At 72.6% G+C, this 21,182-nt stretch carries 20 protein-coding genes; 13 read left to right on the top strand and 7 right to left on the bottom strand.

The window, feature by feature from the left end; all coding sequences use genetic code 11:
* Positions 1-27 precede the first annotated feature (27 nt).
* From IH26_RS0110510 to IH26_RS0110485, 6 genes are all read left to right on the top strand, one after another.
* On the top strand, positions 28-246 hold the full coding sequence (locus tag IH26_RS0110510; protein WP_030435950.1) for a hypothetical protein: 219 nt from the start codon (positions 28-30) through the stop codon (positions 244-246).
* Between the two features lie 33 nt (positions 247-279).
* Positions 280-702 (top strand): YbaB/EbfC family nucleoid-associated protein, encoded by a 423-nt coding sequence (locus IH26_RS0110505; RefSeq protein ID WP_030435949.1) that lies wholly within the window; start codon positions 280-282, stop codon positions 700-702.
* A 4-nt stretch (positions 703-706) separates the two neighbouring features.
* Positions 707-1,024 carry a type VII secretion target gene (locus tag IH26_RS0110500; RefSeq protein WP_030435948.1) on the top strand — a complete coding sequence of 106 codons (318 nt, stop codon included), beginning with the start codon at positions 707-709 and terminating at the stop codon, positions 1,022-1,024.
* A gap of 2 nt (positions 1,025-1,026) precedes the next feature.
* Positions 1,027-1,731, top strand: a complete 705-nt coding sequence (locus IH26_RS0110495) for a WXG100 family type VII secretion target (RefSeq protein ID WP_030435947.1) — start codon at positions 1,027-1,029, stop codon at positions 1,729-1,731.
* 6 nt (positions 1,732-1,737) lie between these two features.
* A complete protein-coding gene (locus IH26_RS0110490; protein WP_030435946.1) occupies positions 1,738-2,679 on the top strand; it encodes an LLM class F420-dependent oxidoreductase in 942 nt (313 codons plus the stop codon).
* Positions 2,680-2,753: 74 nt separating this feature from the next.
* Positions 2,754-3,911 carry a low temperature requirement protein A gene (locus IH26_RS0110485; RefSeq protein ID WP_051807916.1) on the top strand — a complete coding sequence of 386 codons (1,158 nt, stop codon included), beginning with the start codon at positions 2,754-2,756 and terminating at the stop codon, positions 3,909-3,911.
* On the opposite strand, the gene IH26_RS0110480 is transcribed toward IH26_RS0110485, so the two are convergent.
* The 3 genes from IH26_RS0110480 to IH26_RS0110470 are packed head-to-tail and all read right to left on the bottom strand — an operon-like array spanning position 3,899 to position 7,947.
* Positions 3,899-5,515, bottom strand: a complete 1,617-nt coding sequence (locus IH26_RS0110480) for a RecQ family ATP-dependent DNA helicase (RefSeq protein WP_030435944.1) — start codon at positions 5,513-5,515, stop codon at positions 3,899-3,901. The two genes, IH26_RS0110485 and IH26_RS0110480, sit on opposite strands and share 13 nt — an antisense overlap.
* A gap of 60 nt (positions 5,516-5,575) precedes the next feature.
* Positions 5,576-7,267: a sensor histidine kinase gene (locus IH26_RS0110475; RefSeq protein WP_030435943.1), complete on the bottom strand. Its 1,692-nt coding sequence runs from the start codon at positions 7,265-7,267 to the stop codon at positions 5,576-5,578.
* On the bottom strand, positions 7,264-7,947 hold the full coding sequence (locus IH26_RS0110470; protein WP_030435942.1) for a response regulator transcription factor: 684 nt from the start codon (positions 7,945-7,947) through the stop codon (positions 7,264-7,266). The genes IH26_RS0110475 and IH26_RS0110470 overlap by 4 nt, the downstream gene beginning before the upstream one ends.
* 139 nt (positions 7,948-8,086) lie before the next feature.
* On the opposite strand from IH26_RS0110470, the gene asnB reads away from it, so the two are divergent.
* Together asnB and IH26_RS0110460 are read left to right on the top strand one after the other, a co-directional pair.
* Positions 8,087-9,994, top strand: coding sequence for an asparagine synthase (glutamine-hydrolyzing) (gene asnB / locus IH26_RS0110465; protein ID WP_051807913.1), 1,908 nt, complete (start codon positions 8,087-8,089; stop codon positions 9,992-9,994).
* Positions 9,991-10,695, top strand: coding sequence for a sulfotransferase-like domain-containing protein (locus tag IH26_RS0110460; RefSeq protein ID WP_030435940.1), 705 nt, complete (start codon positions 9,991-9,993; stop codon positions 10,693-10,695). The genes asnB and IH26_RS0110460 overlap by 4 nt, the downstream gene beginning before the upstream one ends.
* Here IH26_RS0110460 and IH26_RS0110455 read toward each other — a convergent pair.
* The gene (locus IH26_RS0110455) at positions 10,675-11,598 is read right to left on the bottom strand and encodes an aminotransferase class IV (RefSeq protein ID WP_245665089.1); all 924 of its coding nucleotides are present in this window, start codon (positions 11,596-11,598) and stop codon (positions 10,675-10,677) included. The genes IH26_RS0110460 and IH26_RS0110455 overlap by 21 nt on opposite strands.
* Positions 11,599-11,675: 77 nt before the next feature.
* Here IH26_RS0110455 and IH26_RS55760 point away from each other — a divergent pair, with 77 nt between their 5' ends.
* The 3 genes from IH26_RS55760 to IH26_RS0110440 are packed head-to-tail and all read left to right on the top strand — an operon-like array spanning position 11,676 to position 14,056.
* Complete coding sequence (locus tag IH26_RS55760) at positions 11,676-12,233, top strand: PadR family transcriptional regulator (RefSeq protein ID WP_051807911.1); 558 nt, start codon at positions 11,676-11,678, stop codon at positions 12,231-12,233.
* Positions 12,230-13,531, top strand: coding sequence for an alpha/beta fold hydrolase (locus tag IH26_RS55755; protein ID WP_051807909.1), 1,302 nt, complete (start codon positions 12,230-12,232; stop codon positions 13,529-13,531). The genes IH26_RS55760 and IH26_RS55755 overlap by 4 nt, the downstream gene beginning before the upstream one ends.
* 36 nt (positions 13,532-13,567) lie before the next feature.
* The gene (locus tag IH26_RS0110440; RefSeq protein WP_030435936.1) at positions 13,568-14,056 is read left to right on the top strand and encodes a universal stress protein; all 489 of its coding nucleotides are present in this window, start codon (positions 13,568-13,570) and stop codon (positions 14,054-14,056) included.
* Between the two features lie 205 nt (positions 14,057-14,261).
* Here IH26_RS0110440 and IH26_RS0110435 read toward each other — a convergent pair whose 3' ends face one another.
* Positions 14,262-15,005 carry a crotonase/enoyl-CoA hydratase family protein gene (locus tag IH26_RS0110435; RefSeq protein WP_281179721.1) on the bottom strand — a complete coding sequence of 248 codons (744 nt, stop codon included), beginning with the start codon at positions 15,003-15,005 and terminating at the stop codon, positions 14,262-14,264.
* 56 nt (positions 15,006-15,061) lie between these two features.
* Here IH26_RS0110435 and IH26_RS0110430 point away from each other — a divergent pair, with 56 nt between their 5' ends.
* Together IH26_RS0110430 and IH26_RS0110425 are read left to right on the top strand one after the other, a co-directional pair.
* Positions 15,062-16,942 carry a Xaa-Pro dipeptidyl-peptidase gene (locus tag IH26_RS0110430; protein ID WP_030435934.1) on the top strand — a complete coding sequence of 627 codons (1,881 nt, stop codon included), beginning with the start codon at positions 15,062-15,064 and terminating at the stop codon, positions 16,940-16,942.
* Between the two features lie 163 nt (positions 16,943-17,105).
* Positions 17,106-18,560 (top strand): glycosyltransferase family 39 protein, encoded by a 1,455-nt coding sequence (locus IH26_RS0110425; protein ID WP_084598770.1) that lies wholly within the window; start codon positions 17,106-17,108, stop codon positions 18,558-18,560.
* 604 nt (positions 18,561-19,164) lie between these two features.
* On the opposite strand, the gene IH26_RS0110420 is transcribed toward IH26_RS0110425, so the two are convergent.
* Together IH26_RS0110420 and IH26_RS0110415 are read right to left on the bottom strand one after the other, a co-directional pair.
* Positions 19,165-20,295: an alpha/beta hydrolase gene (locus IH26_RS0110420; RefSeq protein WP_030435932.1), complete on the bottom strand. Its 1,131-nt coding sequence runs from the start codon at positions 20,293-20,295 to the stop codon at positions 19,165-19,167.
* Positions 20,271-21,137 carry a hypothetical protein gene (locus IH26_RS0110415; RefSeq protein WP_157437148.1) on the bottom strand — a complete coding sequence of 289 codons (867 nt, stop codon included), beginning with the start codon at positions 21,135-21,137 and terminating at the stop codon, positions 20,271-20,273. Before IH26_RS0110415 ends, IH26_RS0110420 begins: the two co-directional genes overlap by 25 nt.
* Positions 21,138-21,182 lie beyond the last annotated feature (45 nt).

The raw sequence follows: 21,182 nt of genomic DNA, 5'->3' as shown, positions 1-21,182 counted from the left end.
CAGGGGTCGTCACCCACGTCGACGGAGGTGACCCTTGAGCCGGCGCCGGATGTCCTGCTGCTGCACGAAGGGCCGGTAGGGGAGCGGCCGGGCCAACTCGGCCGGGCGTCGATCCGGGGCCTGCTCGAACGGCGGGCGCCCGCCCTGACGCTCTGCGGGCACGTGCACTGGGACGAGCCGGTGGCGGCCCTCGGCGGCGGGCATGTGGTCAACGTGGACGCCCGGGTGGTGGTCTTCACGGCCTGAGCGTCGGTGCGCGTCGTTGTTAGACTGCCGCCTATGCCGGAGTTTTCCGACACCGAGGCGTTCCTCGACCCGGACGCTTCGCGGGAGTATCTGCGGTCCTGGAAGGCGAATGCCGAGGCGACGGCGGCGCGAGCTCAGGCCATGGCCGAGCAACTCGGGCGGTTGCGGGTCACGGCCAAGGATGACAACGGGCTGGCCGAGGTCACCATCGACTCGTCGGGCGTGCTGCTCGATCTGGAGCTCACCGAGCGGATCCACCGGTACGCGCCGGATGCCGTCGCGCGGGCGGTCATGAGTGCGCTGCGGGCGGCAAGGCAGACGGCCGCGCGCCGGGCGCAGGACATCGCGGTCGAGGCCATGGGGCCGGATTCGCTGTCCGCGCGGACCATCGCGGACCGGATGCGGGAGCAGCTCGAACGGCCGGAGGCCGGGGCGGAACCGGGGGAACGGGGGTAGGGACGTGTCGGACGCCTTTCAGGTGGACTCGTCGCAGCTGTATCGGCACGCGTCCAACGTCATGGGGGTGCGCGACCAGCTCACCGCGATCAAGAACGCCAGCACCGCGATCTCGGCGGACCATTCCGCGTACGGCATGCTCTGCGGTTGGATTTCGGCGATCCTCGAGAAGCGGCACGCGGGGCAGGACTCGCTCTACGGGTACGTCGAGGAGAACCTGCGACTGATGGCCGACGCGGTCGGCGCCGCCGGCAAGGAGTACGACGCCACCGACACCTCGGCGCAGGCGCGGATCAAGGCATCCGGCGGCGGGGTGGGCTGACCATGGTGGCGTACTCCAATCTGGTCGCCACGACGACCACCACCCGGACGGCGTGGACCGGATCGTCGCTGGCCGACGGCTTCCAGGGCCTCTACCAGTCGGTGCAGGGCGGCAGCTGGGTCGACGGGGTGCTGGCCGGTGGCTCGCTGGTCGGCGACGCCGCGGCCACCATCGTCGACCCGTTCGGCGCGCTGCTGTCCAACGGGCTGGGCTGGGCGATGGAGCACTTCCAGCCGCTGCGGGAGATGCTCGACAGGCTGACCGGCATCCCGGACAAGGTGGCCGCGCACGCCCAGACCTGGAACAACATGGCCGGCGCGCTGGCCTCGATGGCCGAGGACCTGAAGGCCGGCCTGGCGAACGACCTGCCCGACTGGGGCGGGACGGCGGCCGCGTCGTACCAGAAAATGATGAACAACAACGTGGACGGGCTCGGCGGGCTGAGTGTGCTCGCGGCCACCATGTCGTCGGCGACCCAGGCGGCCGGCAACCTGGTGCAGTTCACCCGGGACATCGTCCGCGACCTGATCTGTGACCTGGTCGGCCGGGTGATCGTCTGGGCCGCCGAGGCGCTCGCCGTGGTCACCATCCCGATCGTGACCGCCCAGATCATCTCGGCGGTCGCGAAATGGTGCGGCCGGATCTTTGGATACACCGGCGCTCTGATCAGTAGCCTGGAGAACCTGACCACCCTGCTTGAAGGCTGAGGAAAAGTGACCATCCGGCTCGGCTACCAGATTCCCAACTTCACCTACCCCGGCGTCGCCGACGAAGATCTCTTCGCGACCGTCGCTGCCCAGGCCCGCGAGGCCGAAGCGTCCGGGTTCGACACCGTGCTGGTGATGGACCACTTCTACCAGCTGCCCGGCATCGGCACGCCGGAGATGCCGATGCTCGAGGCGTACACGACGCTGGCCGGCCTCGCCTCGCTGACCGAGACGATCCAGCTCTCGGCGCTGGTGACCGGCAACACGTACCGGAACCCGGCGCTCACCGCGAAGACCGTGACCACGCTGGACGTGGTCTCCAAGGGCCGGGCGATCCTCGGGATCGGGGCCGGCTGGTTCGAGCGGGAGCACCACGACTACGGCTTCGAGTTCGGCTCGTTCGCCGAGCGCTTCGAGCGGCTCGAGGAGGGGCTGGAGATCATCGCGCCGATGCTGCGCGGCGAGCCGGCGACGCTCGAGGGCAAGTGGTACACGGCGCGCGGGGCGATGAACAATCCGCGCGTACGCCCGAAGATCCCGATCATGCTGGGTGGCGGCGGGGAGAAGAAGACGTTCCGCCTGGCGGCCAAGTTCGCCGACCACATGAACATCATCTGCGACGTCGACGACATCCCGCAGAAGGTCGCGGCGCTGCGGCAGCGGTGCGAGGAGGCCGGCCGCGACCCGGCGACGCTGCCGACCAGCTTCCTCAGCATGGGGCTGGTGGGCGAGGACGAGGCGGAGGTCAAGGAGATCGCCGCACGGATCCCCGAGGACCGGCGCGGCCGGGTCTTCCTGGGCACGGCGGACCAGGTGGCCGAGCAGTTGCACGAGAAGGTGATCGGCGCCGGGATCGGCGGGATCACCATCAACCTGGTCGTCAACGGGCATCGGCCCGGCATGGTGAGCCGGGTCGGCGCCGCCCTCAAGCCGGTCGTGGGGGCGTAACCCGGCGCCGCCGTGACGCGTGGGCCTCGCCGGGCAGCGACCCGGCGAGGCCCGATGACCTACGATGTGCCGCTGTGACGAAGATCGACACCGAGGCAGGGGTGGGCACCGGGCGGCACGCGAGCTGGTTGGAGCTGTTCTTCGACCTCGTGGTCGTGGCCGCGATCCTGCAGCTGGCGCACCGGCTGCACGGCGAACCGACACTGCGGGACATCGGCATCTTCGTCGCGTTGTATCTCGCGGTCTGGTTCGCGTGGATCTCGTTCACCCTGTACGCCAACGTCGCCGGCGAGAAGACCCGCCGCCGGGCGATGATCCTGGCCATGTTCGGCATCGCGGTGATGGCCGCCGCGGTGCCGGAGGCCACCGGGGAACGGGCGGTGGTGTTCGCGGTCGCGTACGTCGTTGTCCGGCTGCTCGGGCTGCACACCTGGGCCGCCACGCGGCGAACCATGCTGGCCTGGCCGTCGGTGCAGTTCGCGTCCGGCATCGTGCCGTGGGCTGTCTCGATCTTCACCCCACCGCCGGTGCGGTACGCGCTGTGGGGCGCCGGCCTCACCGTCGACCTCGTCCTGTCGATCCTGGTCGGTGGCTGGCGCACGCGAGCGTCCGCGCCATCGCCCGCTTACCCGCTGCCGGCCGCCCGGCTGGACCTGACGCATCTCGCCGAGCGGCTCGGCCTGTTCCTGATCATCGTGTTGGGCGAGGGTGTGCTGCAGTTGGTGACCGCCGCCGGCCAAGCGCGGTGGACCGCTGACGTGATCACCGTGGCGGTGGCCGGTTTCGTTCTGCTCATCGGGCTGTGGTGGCCGACGTTCAGCTACGGGATCACACCGACCGAACACGGCCGGTTGCCGGTCTGGGCCAGCATGCCGCTGCATTTTCTCGGCGTCGTCAGCATCACCGCCGTCGCCGCGGGGCTGGGCGCGCTGATGGACCATGCGGACGGCCACCCCGGGCCGGGCGTGCGGTGGCTGCTCGGCGGCGGTCTGGCCGCGTACTTCCTCGGCGCCGTCGCCGGCACGATCCTGCTGCGCCAGCGGGTGTTCTGGCTCCTCTACTGGGGCGTGCCCGGCGTGGCGGCGCCCGTGCTGCTCGCGATCTACGGCACCCGGTGGAGCAATCCGGCCCTCGCCTGGCTGCTGGTCGCCGTGGTCGCCTGGCAGGCGTTGTACGTCTGGTTCGACGAACGCCGCATCAAGCGGCGCGGGAAGCGGCTTCAGGTCGGTTGATCGACGGTGAGCAGGCCGTTGGTGAGCGCGGCGGCGGTGAGGTGGCGGTAGCCGACCGAGTCGAACGCGATCACGAGCTCGTGATCGTCCTGACTCAAGATCGTGCCGGGTCCCCACAGCTTGTGGACGACCCGCCCTTTTTGCACTGAAATTTCGTGACTTGCGCGGGCGGCGGCGTTGTCATCGTTGTCGCAGGAACCGCAGGGCGGGTCGTAGTGCTCGCCGAAATAGCCGAGCAGCTCGGCCCGCCGGCAGTGGACGGACTCGGCGTACCCGCGGGCCGCCTCGATCCTCGACCGCAGGATCGACTGCCGGCGGTTGCCCGCGGCGGTGACCTGCCGGAACGCGTCCCCCATCGGGGCCGCGAGGATCGCGTCGTTGCCGTCCGGGCGCACCAGCCCCAGCTCCAGCAGCTCGTCGACCACCCGGGCCACGGCGGCGCGCCCGACGTGTGCCGTCTCGGCCAGCGAAGCCACCGTGATCCGGCCGCGGGCCGCCTCGATCGCGTCGATCACCGAGTGCACGGCCGCGTCGCCCATCCTGGACCGGGCGGCCAGCAGCCGCGGGATGCGGACCGTCCGCGGGTCGTACACCAGCACCGCGCTCGCCGGCTCGCCGTCCCGCCCGGCCCGGCCGATCTCCTGGTAGTACTCGTCCAGGCTGCCCGGCACGCCGGCGTGCACCACGGTCCGTACGTCCGGCTTGTCGATGCCCATCCCGAACGCGCTGGTCGCCACCACCACGTCGAGCCGGCCGGCGAAGAAGGCGTCCTGGACCTCGCCGCGCTTGGCGGCCGGCAGCCCGGCGTGATAGGCCTCCGCCCGGTAGGCGTCCAGGCGGAGCCGCTTCGCGAGGCTTTCGCAGCGCGCGTGGCTGAGCGCGTAGACCAGCGCCGGGCCGTCGTGGGCGAGGACCACTTCGACCGTACGATCGTCCAGCGCTTGATCTTCCGGCTTGTCGCGGCGGGCCCGGCGCACCGCGAGCGAGATGGTCGGCCGGTCGAAATCGGACACGATCACCCGCGGGTCGCGCATCCGCAGCTGCCGGGTGATGTCCGCCTGCACGGGCGGCGCGGCGGTCGCGGTGAGCGCCAGGATCGGCGGCCGCCCGGCCGCCTCCACCACGTCGGCGAGCCGCAGGTATTCCGGCCGGAAGTCGTGCCCCCACTCGCTGACCAGGTGCGCCTCGTCCACCGCGACCAGCGTGACCGGCCGCGGGCTGCCGGCGATCGCGGCCATCGTCTCGGCATTGGCCAGCTGCTCCGGCCCGAGCATGACGAAGTCGGCCCGCCCGCCCCGCAGCTCGCCGAGGGCGGCCACCCGATCGGCATGGTGCTGCGACGAGTTGAGCATCACCGCGCGCACCTTGCCGCGCTCGGTCATCGAGCGCAGTTGGTCCCGCTGCAGCGCGATCAGCGGCGAGACGACCACGGTCAGCCCGCCGAGCGCGAGCCCGCCGACCTGGTAGATCGCGCTCTTCCCACTCCCGGTCGGCAGCACGGCGAGGGTGTCGCCGTGGCCGGTGAGCGCGTCGAGGGCGCGGCGCTGCGCGGGCCGGAGCGTGATGCCGAGAACGTCGGCCGCGATCCGATCGAGCTGATCCATCCCCGCGGATGCTACCCGCGCTGTCGCCGGGCGGCGGGACGTGCTCTCCCGCGCCGGCGGTCAGGGCTCGGGCGGCGGCTCGGCGGCCGTCAACTGGACCGTGAAGGCGGTGCCCATGTGGCGCAGGCTGGCGACCTCGATCCGGCCCCCGTGGTCGGTCACGATGCGGTGCGCGATGGTCAGGCCCAATCCGGAGCCGCCGGTCGCGCGCTGCCGGGCCGGGTCCGCGCGCCAGAAGCGGTCGAACACGCGCGGCACGTCGCCGGAGGCTATCCCGACCCCGTTGTCGCGTACGGTCAGCATTGCCTCGGCGCCGCGGAGATGGGCGCTGACCAGCACCTGGCCGTCGCGGTCGGTGTAGCGGATCGCGTTGGTCAGCAGGTTGCCGAGCACCTGGCGCAGCCGGTCCTGATCGCCCTCCACCCACACCGGCGACGGGGCCTCGACGGTGAGCGTCACCCCGGCCTCGGCCGCCACCGCCCGGTGCGCGGTGGCGCTGGTCGTGGCCAGGTCGCTGAGGTCGATCAGGGTACGGGCGTACGAAAGGTCCCCGGCCTCCGCGTCGGCCAGCACCTGCAGGTCGTCCAGGATGCGGCGTTGCAGCAGCGCCTCCTCGTGCAGCGAGGCGAACACCTCCCGGCTCGGCTCCACCACCCCGTCGGACAGGCCCTCCAGGTAGCCGAGCAGGTTCGACAGCGGCGTACGGATCTCGTGGGCGACGTCGGCGACCAGCCGGCGCTGGCGGTCCTCGCTGCGCTCCACCGCGACGGCCATCGCGTTGAACGAGCGGGTCAGCCGGGCCAGTTCGCTGCCGCCGCCGGTCGGCACCCGCACGTCGGAGCGGCCCTCGGCGACCAGCCGGGCGGCGTCGGTGAGCCGGCGGACCGGGCGGCTGATCCGCTGGGCGATGACCGCCGTGCCGGCCAGCGCGACGACCAGCAGGCCCGCGGCGCCGGCGACGGCCGGGCGGCCCAGGTCGCTGATCTCCACCTTGGTGCGGCCGCCCAGGTAGAGCTGGAGCGGGACGGCCGCGCTGGTGCTGACCGTGTCGGCGAAGGCGCTCCAGATGCAGGGCGTGCCCTTCACCGCCGAGCACCGCACGTAGTACTGCCAGTAGCCCGCGAACCAGTCCCGGTCGCCGAGCACCTTGCCGGTGGCCTTCTTCAGGCAGGTGGGGGACCGGGTGAGCTGCGCCGCGGTCACGTACGGCGCGTGGTCCTGGCCGAGCGCGGCCGGGTCGCCGAGCGTGTCGTGCAGGCAGCGCACCAGGACCAGCCCGGCCCGGTACTGGGCGGCCTGGCGCAGGGCACGCACTGCCGGGTTCTCCCCGGGCGGCGGCCCGAACAGGTCGGCCGGGATCACCTTGGCCACCGGGAACGGCTCGGCGACCGGCTCGATCTCCGGCTCCGGGACCGGCTGGATGCGGTACGCGGTGCCCTGCACCGGCCCGGACGTGCGGTTCGCCTCGGTGTCCGAGTCGGCCAGCACCAGGCCGTTCTCGGTCTGCAGCTGGATGTGCAGGTGGGTCTGCTCGGACAGCTCGCTGACCAGCCGGTTCACCCCGGGCCAGGCGCCGCGCCGGAAGCCGTAGTCCTGGATCTCGGCGACGATCTCGGCCCGATGCCGGTTCTGCTCCGCCAGCGCGGTGGCCACCTGGCGCGAGGTCAGGTTGAGCGTGAGCCACGCCGTCGCGCCGATCGCGGTCGCCGCCACCAGCATGACCAGCACGAAGATCTGCACCCGGAAGCTCATTGCTCGGCCATCCGGTAGCCGCGGCCGTAGACCGTCTGCACGTAGCGGGGCTCGGCCGGGTCCGGTTCGGTCTTCCGGCGCAGGTTCACGACGTGGGCATCGATCGTACGCTCGGAAATGTCCTGTTCGAAGCCGAAGGCCCGATCGATGATCTGGGCCCGGGTGAAGACCCGGCCCGGCTCACGGGCCAGCAGCTCGAGGATGGCGAACTCCTTGGCGGTCAGGGTGACCGCGGCGCCGCGCACCCGCACCTCGAACCGGTCGGGGTCGACCTCGAGGTCGCCGACCCGCACGACGGACGGCGCGTCCCCGCCGGCCCCGGCCCGGCGTAGCAGGGCGCGGACCCGCGCGGTCAGCTCGCGCGGGCTGATCGGCTTGGCCATGTAGTCGTCGGCGCCCAGGTCGAGCCCGAGCAGCATGTCGTTCTCCGAGGAGCGGGCGGTGACCAGCAGGATCGCCACCGGCGACTCGGCGCGCAGGATGCGGCACACGTCCAGCCCGTCGACCAGCGGCATCATCACGTCCAACAGGATGAGGTCGGGCTTGCGGGCGCGGGCCACGTCGAGCGCCGCCCGGCCGTCACCCACCGTCATGACCTGGTGGCCCTCGCGCTCCAGATAGAGCCGGATGAGCTGGGCGTGCTTCGGGTCGTCGTCGGCCACGAGGATACGAGCGGTCACGCGGCGATTCTGGCCGAGCCGCGCCACCCGGCCAACGAATGTGCGATTCCGATGAAGATCACGCGAGATCGCGATGCCCGCCCGGATCTCGGCGACTTCCGCACAAGTTCTTCACAGGCCGCTACCTACCTTTCCGGCCATGTGTGGACTGAATGTGTTCGTGAGCAGCCGGCCCGCCGCGGGATCGCCCGACCCGCAGACCAGTGCCGCGTTCGCCGCCGCGCTGGAGACGATGCACCATCGGGGGCCGGACGACACCCGGGTGGAGTTCGGGGACGGGGTCGCGTTCGGCTTCAAGCGGCTGGCGATCGTCGACCGGGAGCACGCGGCGCAGCCGCTGCGCTACCACGACCGGTGGACGGTGGTGTTCAACGGGGAGATCTACAACTACCGCCAGCTGCGGCTCGAGCTGATCCGCGAGCACGGCGCGACGTTCGCCACCGAGGGCGACGGCGAGGTGCTCGCGGCGGCGTTCCACCACTGGGGCGTCGCCGCGCTGCCCCGGCTGCGCGGGATGTTCGCCTTCGTCGCGTACGACGGCTGGACCGGCACCGTGCACGCGGCGCGCGACCCGTTCGGGGTCAAGCCGCTGTACCTGCTGGAGACCGTGGACGGGCTGTTCCTGGCCAGCGAGCGCAAGGCGCTGGCGCCGTTCGCCGGGCCGGACCGCGGCGCGCTGGACACCGACGCGCTCGCACACTACCTGAGCTTCCAGTTCGTGCCCGACCCGATGACCCTGCACCGCCAGGTGCGCCGGTTGCCGCCCGGGCACCGGCTGACCTGGACGCCCGGCGGCGGGTTGCGCCAGGAGCGCTACTTCCGGCCGTCGCTGCGCCCGCTGCACCTCAAACCCGAGGAGGCGTACGCCGGGATCCGCGACGCCCTGCGGGACAGCGTACGGTCGCACCTGAACGCCGAGGTCCCGGTCGGCGCGTTCCTCTCCAGCGGCGTCGACTCGTCCGCGATCGTGGCGCTGGCCGCCGAGGTCAAGCCCGACCTGCAGGTCTTCACGGCCGGCTTCGCGCACGACGGATACTCCGAGATCGAGATCGCCCAGGACACCGCGGACCGATTGGGCGTACGCCTGACCCCGACCGTGGTCACCGAGGACGACGTGCTCCGCGAGCTGCCGCGGATCGTCCAGCTGCTCGACGACCCGATCGCCGATCCGTCGCTGATCCCGCTCTACTTCCTGGCCCAGACCGCCTCCCGGCACGTCACCGTGGCGCTCTCCGGCGAGGGCTCGGACGAGCTGTTCGGCGGCTACGCGATCTACCGCGAGCCGGCCTCGCTGGCCGGCATCGGGCGGCTCCCGGCCGGGGTCAAGCGCGGCCTGCGCGGCATCGCCCACACCATGCCGGCGGGGATGCGCGGCCGCAGCTTCCTGGAGCGGGGCACCACCGCGATCGAGGAGCGCTACTACGGCAACGCCCGGATCTTCTCGCCGGAGGAGAAGGCGGACCTGATGCGCTTCACCGCCGAGCCGCACACCGCGGTGACCGCCCACCTGTACGCGGAGACCGCCGACGTCGACGACGTGGCCTCGATGCAGTACGTCGACCTGCACACCTGGCTGCCCGGCGACATCCTGGTCAAGTCCGACCGGCTGTCCATGGCGCACTCGCTGGAACTCCGGGTGCCCTTCCTCGACCAGGCCGTCTACGCCGCCGCGGCCGGGCTGCCGACCGAGCTCAAGCTGCCCGCCCGCGGCCGGGCCACCAAGCACGCGCTGCGCGAGGCGATGCGCGGGATCGTCCCCGAGTCGGTCCGCGAGCGCCGCAAGCTGGGCTTCCCGACGCCGACCCGGATCTGGCTCAAGGGCGCGATCGGCGACTGGGTGGCCGGGCTGATGGCCGGCTCCGGCGCGCGGTCCCTGCTCGATCTCGAGTACGCCCAGCGCCTGCTCGCCGAGCACCGAGCCGGCGCGGCCGACCACTCCCGCAAGGTGTGGACCGTGGCGATGTTCTGCCTCTGGTACGCGATCTTCGTGGACGGCACGATCCGTCCCTTTTCTCCCTCCCGTTCGCGAGCGATCATCGAGGCATGACGACGCGGATAGCGATGTGGTCGGGCCCGCGCAACATCTCGACCGCGCTGATGCGCAGCTTCGAGGCAAGGCCGGACACGGTCGTGGCCGACGAGCCGCTGTACGCGCACTACCTGGCCGTCACCGGGATCGACCACCCGGGCCGCGAGCACATCATGGCGAGCCAGCCGACCCGCTGGCAGGAGGTCGCCGAGCAGCTCACCGGGCCGCTGGCCGGCGACCCGGCCGTGCACTACCAGAAGCACATGACCCACCACCTGCTGCCGGAGATCGGGCGGGACTGGCTGGGCGCGCTGACCCACGCGTACCTGATCCGCGATCCCGCCCAGGTCGTGGCCTCCTATGCCCGGGTGCGCGGCGAGCCGACGCTCGCGGACCTCGGCTACCAGCAACAGGCGGAAATCTTTCGGGCGCATGGGGGACCGGTCGTCGACGCGGCCGACGTGCTCCGCGATCCGGCCGGCACGCTGGGCCGGCTCTGCGAAGCGCTCGGCATCGCCTTCGACCCGGCGATGTTGTCGTGGGAGCCGGGCCCGCGCGAGACCGACGGCGTGTGGGCGCCCTTCTGGTACGCCGCGGTCCGGGCGTCGACCGGCTTCGCGGCCTACGACCCGCGCCCGGCCGACGTCCCCGACCGGCTCCGATGGCTGGTGGAGGCGGCCCAGCCGTACTACGACGAGTTAGCCGCCGAGCGCCTCTAGTTTCACGCCGTTGGCGGCCGCGTGCTCCTGGTAGAGCCGGGCGACCCGGGCGGTGACCGGGCCGACCGCGCCCCCGCCGATGGTCCGCCCGTCGATCACGGTGACCCCGGCGATCTCGCCCATCGTGCCGGTGCAGAAGATTTCGTCGGCGTTGTACATCTCGGACAGCGACACGTCCCGCACGACCGCCGGGATCCCGGCCCCGGCCGCCAGTTCGAGGACGGTCTGCCGGGTGATGCCCTCCGGACAGGCCGCGGTGCCCGGCGTGACCAGCCCGCCGCCCACCACGGCGAACAGGTGGGTGGCGTTGGTCTCGGCGACGAAGCCGCGCTGGTCGAGCATGAGCGCGTCGTCGGCGCCGGCCGCGGTCGCCTCGATCTTCGCGAGGATCGAGTTCAGCAGATTGGCGTGATGGATCTTCGGGTCGAGCACGTCCGGCCCCGGCCGGCGCACGCTCGCGGTGGCCAGGCGCAGGCCGCCGGTGTCGTAGACCGGGGGCTTGTGCTCGGCGAGGACGATCAGGGTCGAGCCGGCGGTGTTGAGCCGCGGGTCCATGCCGCTGGTCACCTTCACGCCGCGGGTCAGGGTCAGCCGCACGTGCACACCGTCGTACATCCGATTGGACCGTAAGGTCGCGGTGACCGCGGAGATGATCTCGTCGTCCCCCGGGATGTGCGCGAAGTTCAGCGCGGTCGCCGAGCGCCGCAGCCGCGCGAGGTGCTCCCGCAGCCCGAAGATCGCGCCGCGGTAGAGCCGCAGGCCCTCCCAGACGGCGTCCCCACCCTGCACCACCGAGTCGAACGGCGACAGTCCCGGCTGGTCGCGGTGCAGTAGTTGGCCATTGACCCAGTACCGAAGGTCGGCGTTCCGCGTGTCGTACTTCTGCAGCATCGCTCCGATCATGCCATCCCCCTCGCGGCCCGGCCCTCGGTGCGCTACTATCTCTGGGAGAGATAGCTCTGCCAGAGAGGTTGCCGCGCATGACCGACGAGTTGACCCCCACCGCCCGGACGATTCTGGGTTTCCTGGCGTCGCATCCGCGCTCCGGCTATGAGATCCGCGAGGCGGCCAAGCGGGCCGTCTCGTTCTTCTGGGGGGTCAGCGACGGCCAGCTCTACCCGCAACTCAAGCTGCTGGCCGCCCGCAACCTCATCGAGGCCGTCGAGCAGTCCGGCACCGGGCCCCGGGCCCGGCAGGTCTGGCGGCTGACGCCGGCGGGCCACGCCGCGTTCCTGGCCTGGCTGCGCGAGCCGTCGGCGCCGCTGCAGACCCGCGACGAAAACCTGGTGAAGATCCTGTTCGCGGCGCAGCTCGACCGCGCCGAGGCCCTGCGCCTCATCGAGGAGCGGCGCGCCTCGTTCCAGTGGTTCCACCGCCATCTCGAGGCGGTCGTGCCGGGCGCCGGCTGGACCGCCGAGGAGCGCGCGGCCGCCCTGCCCACCCCCGACTTCATCCGCGACTACGGGCTCGGCTTCGCCCGGTCGGCGATCGACTGGTGCGACCAGGTCGAGGCCGAGCTGCAAAGGAGTGCACCGTGACCCTCGCCCGCGTCCTGCTCACCCTGTCCGGTTTCCTCTCCGTCGCGAACGGGCTGATCCAGCTCGGCCCCGACGCCCGCCCGGCGGTCCGGGCGACCGGCGCCGCGCTCGTCGTGGCCGGCCTGCTCACCTGGGCCCTGGTCGGGTGGCTGCGCCGCGCCCGGCCGGCGGCGGTGCCGGTCACCGCGGCGGTCACCGGGGCGGTCGCCGCCGCGCGGCTGGCCCAGTTCGCCGTGCTGCACGCGCCGACGATCCTGCTGGCGATCGTGCTGCCGGCGGTCGCGCTGTGGCGGATCGCGCGGAGCCCGTCGGCGCCGCGGCCGAGCAAGGCCGTGCCGATCACGGCGGCGGTGCTGGCCGCGCTGACCGGGGCGGCGCTGGCGCTGGCGCTCGTGCCGCCGGATCTGCCGGCCTCGGCGAGCGCGCCGGCGTTGAGCTCCGACCAGAGCCCGGCGACGCCGCCCGAGCCCGATCCGACCGGCTTCGTCACGGCGACCGACGGCACCCGGCTGGCCTATTTCGCCGTGGTACCGCCGGCGCCGGTCGCGACGCTCGTCTTCTACCACGGGTCCGGCGCCAACGCCGGGGCCGGCTACCTCGACTTCGGCCGGCAGGTCGCCGAGCGGTACCACGTCGCGACGTACCTCTTCGACATGCGCGGCCACGGCAAGTCCGGCGGCCGCCGGGGTGACGCCCCGAGCCGGCGGCAGTTGTTCGCCGACACCCGGACCGCCGTCGACTTCGTGAAGCACGCCCACCCGCGGCTGCCCGAGTACGTCGGCGGCCACTCGGCCGGCGCCGGTCTGGTGCTCAACAGCGAGAGCCGCATCGACCCCGAGGTCGCCGGCTACGTCTACCTCGCGCCCGACTTCGGCCTGCACTCCGGCACCGAGCGGGAGTCGGGCGGTGCGGACTTCGCGACCATCAGCCATCGGGCGCTGATCGCCGACGTCGTCACCAACGGCCTGCTCGACGCGCACACGTACGCGGTGAGCTTCGCCTACTCGCCGGCGGAGATCCAGCGGGCCAACCTGGTGAGCCGCTACACGACGACGATGGCGATCGCGCAGAACGCCGCCGACAGCGCGGCGATCCTGACCGGCACCCACAAGCCGGTCGGCGTCTGGGTCGGCGCCGACGACGAGGTCTTCGACGCCGCCAAGGTGGTCGCGTTCGCCCGGCACGCCCCGATGGCCACCACCCAGATCCTGGCCGGCACCGACCACCTCGGCGTCATCGACCACAGTGTCACCGCCGTCGGCACCTGGCTCGACCAGCAGGCCAAGTCAGGCGGCTGAGGGGACCGTCGGGGCGCCTCGTGTAGAAACAGGGGCATGGACGTGGTGGTGTGGGTCACCGAGGGCACCTGGCAGGCCGCCGTGGACACGGCTCGGGAGCTGCCCGGCGCCGAGATCACGCTGCTGCACGTGATCGACGTGAACACCGTGCAGGCGGTCGCCGGGGCCCGGGCCGGGCTGCTCGGGCGCGGGCACAGCTACGACGTCGCGGGCGCCGCCGAGCAGGTGCTCACCGACGGGCAGGCCGAGCTGCTCCGGGCGGCCCAGGCGCGGCTCGGCCGGCCCGCGCGCCTGGTCGCCCGGCAGGGGCGTACCGAGCGGGAGGTCATCGCCGCCTGCGCCGACGCCGGGCTGCTGGTGCTGGCGCGGGACGGCGACCACACCCGGCTCGGGCCGCACAGCATCGGGCGCCACGCCCGGTTCGTCATCGACCACGCCCCCTGCCGCGTCCTGCTGGTCTGGCCGGACGAGCCACCGGCCCTCTCGACGGTGCCGCCCCCGCCCCCGCCGCCGCCGGGTCACTGAGCGCCGAAGCGGGCCGCCGCCGCCCCCGCCGCCGGGTCACTGAGCGCCGAAGCGGACCGCCGCCCCCGCCGCCGGGTCACTGAGCGCCGAAGCGGGCCGCCGCCGCCCCCGCCGCCGGGTCACTGAGCGCCGAAGCGGGCCGCCGCCGCCCCCGCCGCCGGGTCACTGAGCGCTCAAGCGGGCGGCCCCCGCCCCCGCCGCCGGGTCACTGAGCGCCGAAGCGGGCCGCCCCCGAGATGCCGTCGGTCCGCAGTGACTCCAGGCCCACGCGAAGCTCGAAGTGCATCGCCTCCTCCTCGGTGCGGCCGTTCTGTTCGTACACCGAGGCGCGGTCGTTGCGCATGCAGGTCTGCGGGAAGGCGGCGATCAGCCGGGCCAGCTCCTCGGCGGCCGCCCGGGCCTTGCCGGCCTTGACGACCCGGTTGGCCAGGCCGAACGTCAGCGCCTCGGCGGCCGGGACCGGGCGGCCGGTGAGGATCAGATCCAGCGCGCGGCTCATCCCGATCAGCCGGGGGAGCCGGACCGTGCCGCCGTCGACCAGCGGGACGCCCCAGCGGCGGCAGAACACCCCGAGGATCGCGTCTTCGGCGACCACCCGCAGGTCGCACCAGATGGCCAGTTCCAGGCCGCCGGCGACCGCGTAGCCCTCGACGGCGGCGATCACTGGCTTGGTCAGCCGCAGCCGGGTCGGGCCCATCGGGCCGTCGCCGGTGGGGGAGACGGTGTTGCCGCGTCCGGTGCCGACCGCCTTGAGATCGGCGCCGGCGCAGAAGTGGACGCCCGCGCCGCACAGCACGGCGGCGTCCGACTCAGGGTCGGCGTCGAAGGCCCGGAACGCATCCGCCAGCTCGTCCGCCATCTGGCCGTCGACGGCGTTGCGGCTCTCCGGCCGATTCATGATCACCGTGGTCACACGGTCGGCGGTTTCGACAATGATCGATTCGTACACGGGCTCTCCTGGATTAAGATGCGTCGATGTCTGGGTCACGAACGCGAAGGCTTGCCATGGCCGTCGTCGCGGGGGTCGGTGCCACGCTGACCGTCTTCGCCGCGCCGGCCGCCGCCGCAACTCCGTACCTCAGGGGTGGGGAGACCGTCCCGATCTACTCCTACCAGAACGCCGTCCGGGAGAGCGTCTGGGTGCAGACGCCGCTCGACAACGACGGGGACGGCGTGCCCGACAAGGTCGCCGTCGACATCGTCCGCCCGCGCGCCGGCGTGAAGGTGCCGGTGATCCTCGAGGGCTCGCCGTACTACGCCTGCTGCGGGCGCGGGAACGAGAGCGAGCTCAAGACGTACGACGCGAACGGCGTGATCGCCAAGGAGCCGCTGTTCTACGACAACTACTTCGTGCCCCGCGGGTACGCCTTCGTCGCCGCCGACCTGGCCGGGACCAACCGCTCCACCGGCTGCGAGGACGTCGGCGGGCCGGAGGAGGTGCTGGGCGCCAAGGCCGTGATCGACTGGCTGAACGGGCGGGCCAAGGCCACCTACGCGGACGGCACGCCGGCCGTCGCGACCGGCTGGACCAACGGCCGCACCGGCATGATCGGCAAGTCCTGGGACGGCTCGGTCGCCAACGGGGTGGCCGCGACCGGCGTCCGCGGCCTGGAGACGATCGTGCCGATCTCGGCGATCTCCAGCTGGTACGACTATCAGCGCTTCAACGGAGTGTTGCGCGCCACCGACTACCCGGAGTACTTGCACGAGCTGGTCAGCGGGCGCCCGCCGGAGGCCTGCGCGGCCGTGCTCAACGGCCTCGATCAGGGCAGCGACGACGCCACCGGCAACTTCAACGCGTTCTGGGCCGCCCGGAACTTCCGGCCGGACGCCAGCAAGGTGCACGCCAGCGTCTTCATCGTGCACGGCATCAACGACACCAACGTGACCACCGACCAGTTCGCACAATGGTGGGGCCGGCTCGGCGTACCCAAGAAGATCTGGTTGTCGCAGATGAGCCACGTCGACCCGTTCGACATCCGGCGCGGCGCGTGGGTCGACACGCTGCACCGGTGGTTCGACCGCTGGCTGCAGGGCCTGCCCAACGGGATCGACCGGGAGCCGTCGGCGACCCTCGAGACCGCGCCGGGCACCTGGGTGAACGAGCCGTCCTGGCCGGCTTCCGCCGCCCGCCAAACCAGGATCGCGCTGGGTGACGGCGACGGAACGACCGGCACGCTGGGTGGTGGCTCAAACCCCGGTTCCCGTACGTGGACGGACGCCCCCGACCTCACCGAGGCGGTCGCGACGGCCACGCCGAACACCGCGGTCCCCGGCCGGGTGGCCTTCCTCTCCGCGCCGCTGACCGGCGGCATCCGGATCAGCGGCACGCCGTCGGTCACCATGCGGGTGCAGGTGGACAAGCCGACCACCGAGCTGACCGCCCGGCTCGTCGACTACGGCACCGCCGCCCGGGTCAACTACCTCGGGGCCGGTGAGGGCATCACCACGCTCGGCACCGAGTCGTGCTGGGGCGAGTCGACCACCGCCGACGACGCCTGCTACCACGACACCGCCGAGGACGTGGTGACCGCCGACCACGCCGTGCTGACCCGCGGCTGGCAGGACGCGGCGCACCACGTGTCGCTGCGGTTCGTGACCCCGCTGCGGCCGGGCAGGTGGTACTCGATCACCGTGCCGATGCAGCCCACCGACCAGCGGCTCGCCGCCGGTCACGTGCTCGGCCTCATCCTGCAGGCCAGCGACAACGAATACTCCAGCCCGCAGTCGACCGGCGCCACGATCCGGCTCGACCTGCGCGGCAGCGCGCTCACGCTGCCGCTGGTGGGCCGCCTGCCCATGCCGGGCGCGACCGCCCCGGTGCTCACCGCGGCGCCGGCGCCGGCCGGCCTCGCCCCGCAGCGGTTCCATCCGCTGCGGCCCTGACCGATTCCGCCCCGGGGCATCGGCCGGATGCCCCGGGGAAACGGTATTCATCATTCCTTGTCAATTCGATGGGAATCGAAGTTGATCACGGCCGCTACGCTGCCACCATGTTGCCAGTTAGCTCCCATGTGACATTCAGTTTCCTTCGGTATTTCCGGCGTTCATGAAAACAATTCCGGGCGACGTACGAGCCCGGTTCGCCGACGCCGTATGGATTCCGCCGATGCTGGTCGCCGCCGCTCTGGTGGGCTGGCAGGCCACCCGGCCGCAGTTGTGGCGCGACGAGTTCGCGACCTGGTCGGCCATCACCCGGTCGCCGGCCGCCCTCGACCGGCTGACCGACCACATCGACGGCGTGCTCGAACCGTATTACCAACTCATGCACGTGTGGATCGGCGTGTTCGGCGACTCGGTGCTCGCCCTCCGCGGGCCGTCGATGCTGGCCGCGGTGGCGACCGCCGGGCTCGTCGTCGTCCTCGGCGCGATCGTCGGCTCGCGGCGGGCGGGTCTGCTGGCCGGTCTCGTCTACGCGGTCCTGCCCTCCACCATCCGGTACGGCCAGGAGGCCCGCCCGTACGCCCTCGCCGAGTTCGCCGCGGTCGCCGCGACCGTGCTGCTGTTCCTCGCGCTGCGCCGGCGTCGCTGGTTCTCCTGGGCCGGGTACGCGGTGGCCCTGGCCGTGCTCGGCGCCCTGAACCTGGTCATGCTGCTCGTCCTGGCCGGCCACCTGGTCGCCGTCCTGGACGACCTGCGCACCACCCGCCGATGGCAGTCGCTGGTCCCGCCCGGCGTCGCCGTGCTGGCCGCCGTCGCCGTGCTGATCCCGTTCACCCAGCGCGGCTACGGCCAGACCGAGGTCCAGCTGGGCAGCTCCCACCGCACCAGCCTGTACTTGATCGCCGAGCTGCCGGTCGGCCTCTGCTACGGCGTCGTCGCGGCCGCGGCCCTGATCGTGCTCGCCGTCGCGGGCGCCTTCCTGAACGGCCGCCCCGGCCGGGTCTTCGGCCTGCTGACCATCGCGCCGATCGTCGCCCTCGCCGCGATCGCCCTGTTCGTGCCGGTCTTCAACCACCGCTACGCGATCTTCGTGGCGCCGCTGGCCTGCGTCCTGGCCGGCCTGGCCCTGGCTCGGCCGCGCCTGCCGCTGGCGCTGGCCGTGGTGGCCGTCTTCCTGCTGATCACGCTGCCCGCGCAGGCCGCGGTCCGCCGCTCGCACGAGGGCCTCTCCGACCCGCTGGTCGACTACCGCGGCGCCGCCCGGGTCATCGCCACCGCCCGCCAGCCCGGCGACGCGATCGTCTACCAGCGCAGCGGCTGGCAGTTCGCCGACATCGCGATGGACTACTACCTGCGCCCCAACGCCCCCCGCGACATCCTGGCCACCACCACCGACGACGCGGCGGGCAGCTTCTGGACCCCCGAGGTAGCCCAGCCCGACGCCGCCCTGACCCACGTCTCCCGAGTCTGGGCAGTCGTACCCGACGGGCCGGCCACCGGGCCGGGCCCGCGCTACGACCGCGTGCGAGCGGCCCTGACCAGCACGTTCCGGCAGGCCGGCCGGTGGCGGCTCAGCGGCATCACGGTCCTCCTCTACCAGCACCAGCCCGGCCTCCACTAGCCGGACCGCCGACGACGGCCGTCACCTACGGTGAGCGCACGGCCCGGGGGCTGCGTGGTCGCTGCTCGTGCGGCCGGCCGGCCGGCCGGGCTGGGTGGGTGGCCGGGCTGGGTCGCCATGGCCCGGGGCTGCGTGGTTGCGGCGGCCGCGGCCGGTCACGGTGGACGATTTGCGGAGAATGCCAGGCGGTCAGGCAGCGCAAGGATGATCTTCGCGGCAACGACGATGGGTTGCTGTTCGCCACGAACAGCAACCCATCATCGTTGGCCGGCCGCCGGTGAACCTTGATGCGCATCTGTTCGCCACGAACAGCAAGTCATCACCGTTACGGCCGGCCATCGCTCGCGGATGCGTCACCCACACCCCTGCCCCCGGCCCGGCCCCCACCCAGCCCGGCCGGCCGCACGAACAGCAACCACGCAGCCCCGGGCCATGGAAAGCCGGCCTGGCCACTCACCCAGCCCGGCCGGGCGCACGAGCAGCGACCACGCAGCCCCCGGGCCATGGCATGCCACCCCGGCCACCCGCGGAGCCCGACCGCACCAGCAGACCAGCGCGCCTGCCGGCCGCCAAATCCACCCAAACCGCGAGCCCGAAAAGATGGCTAGCCGGCCGGGGTGGTGGGGGAGGGCTGGCCGAGCCAGGTGGAGAGCCAGTCGAAGGCCGGGGCCTCCATCGCTCGCCACGTCGCGGTGTTGTGGCCGCCGCCGCTGACGTAGGCGGTGGACATTGTCAGGGGGGCGTGCACCAGCTTGGCCATCGTCTGGACGCCGTGCATCGCGTACTTGTCGCCCTTGCCGCAGGCCAGGTAGAGGGCGACGGCCGGCTGTGGCAGGTGGGTGAGGCGCCACAGCTCGTTGTAGGTGGTGTGCTCGGAGCCGTCGCCGACGTTGATGCCCGGGTTGGGGTAGCCGGAGAGGCTGGCGCCGGCCGCGTACTGGGCCGGGTGGCGCAGCAGCAGGTCGGTGGCGCAGTAGCCGCCGGCCGAGAAGCCGATCAGGCCCCAGCTGCCCGGGTCGCTGCGGACGTGCAGGTTGGCGGCGGCGAAGGCGGGCACGTCCTGGGTCAGGTACGTCTCGGCCTGCGGGCCGCCGGCCATGTTGGTGCACTCGGTGTCCAGCGCCGGGTCGGGCGTCTGGTAGGGGAACAGGACGACGGTCGGCGTCATCCGGCCGGCCTTGATCTCGTGGTCCAGGACGGCGGGTGCGCCGAGCTTGGTCATCCAGAAGAGCGGGCCGCCGGGGATGCCGTGGAACGCCTCGATCACCGGGTAGCGGGTGGTCGGGTGGGTGTCGTAGCCGGGCGGCAGGTAGGCGTACATCGGCATGGTGATCTTGCTGGCCGGACCGGCGACGGTGACGGTGATCATGCGGCCGTTCCCGTCCTGCGCGCCGCCGCCCTGCGCGCCGCCGCCCTGCGCGCCGGCGCCGTGTGCGCCGCCGGGCCCGCCGCCGTGCGCGACCCCCGGCCCTCGGCCGTCGTCGTGGTGGGAGGCCGCGGCGGCCTCGTCGTTCGAGCCGAACAGGCGCGACCAGGTGGTGACCGCCTCGACCTGGCTGTTGACCCAGAACGCGCCGGCGGCGCCCGCGGTCAGCAGGCAGGCGAGGACGCCGGTCACCCGGATCGGCACCCGCCACCGCCCGCGGACCCGGGACCAGCCGACGGCCAGGACGATCGGGGCGAGGACCGCCAGGGCGATCGCGAGGAGCACTATCGCTTGGCTGTCGGGTTGCATCCGCATCTCCGGGGGGTCAGTCGGGGCGAGGCCAGCGGCGGGGGTGTGCGCCCGATGGCCCAGGTCAGCGCCGAGTAGAGGGGGTCGTTGCCGACTACCACGGCGGCCGCGGTCACACCGGCCGGCAGCGTGGCCGGCCGGTCGATCGCGACCGAGGGGAAGCGCAGGGCCGCCTTGCCGGCGGTGCCCTCCGCCAGGGCGGTGTCGGCGCTCGCGGCGACCAGTGCCCAGCGGTGGGTGGTGACGCGCAGGTCCCGGTCCAGCTGGCCGGGCAGCGCGGTGGCCAGCTCCGCGGCGGTGGTGGCGGCCGTGGTGGTGGCGAAGACGACCACCGCCGAGACGCCGGTCGCGGTCGCCCGCCGGGTGGCCGACTCCTCCTCGGCCGGGCTCCAACTGCCGAGGACCACCACGACCGAGTACGCCAAGGCCGGGTGCTGCAGGTAGCCGGGCGGCGTGATCACGGTCGGCGCGGCCGCCAGCCCCCAGCCCCGCCAGTCGGCGGACTCCCAGGGGAAGGTCTGCGCGTCGCCGGCGTGGGCACCGGCCCGGGCGGTGAGCGTTTCGTCCAGGGCCCCCGGCGTACTCCGATAGGTCTTGTCGTTGGTGCTCTTGAAGTCGACCTTCGTGGTCAGCAACGCGTCCCAGCTGGGGTAGAACTGCTCGGACCGGTTCACCGCCAGCCCGAACGACAACAGCAGCAGCACCTCGGCGAGCAGCACGCCGGACGCCCGCAGGACGTAGCGCAGCCGGCCGAACCGGTTCCACACCAGCACGGTCGCGACGGCGGCCGCGAGCGAGCCGAACGCCGCTAGCAAGATCAATGGAAGCCCCGTGATGCTCACAGCGGCGAGGCTAGACAGGCAAAGCTAAGTGTTTCCTGTGCGTGC

The sequence above is a fragment of the Actinoplanes subtropicus genome, assembly GCF_000721705.1.
Classification (GTDB): domain Bacteria; phylum Actinomycetota; class Actinomycetes; order Mycobacteriales; family Micromonosporaceae; genus Actinoplanes; species Actinoplanes subtropicus.
This window is presented reverse-complemented; position numbering and strand designations above follow the sequence as displayed.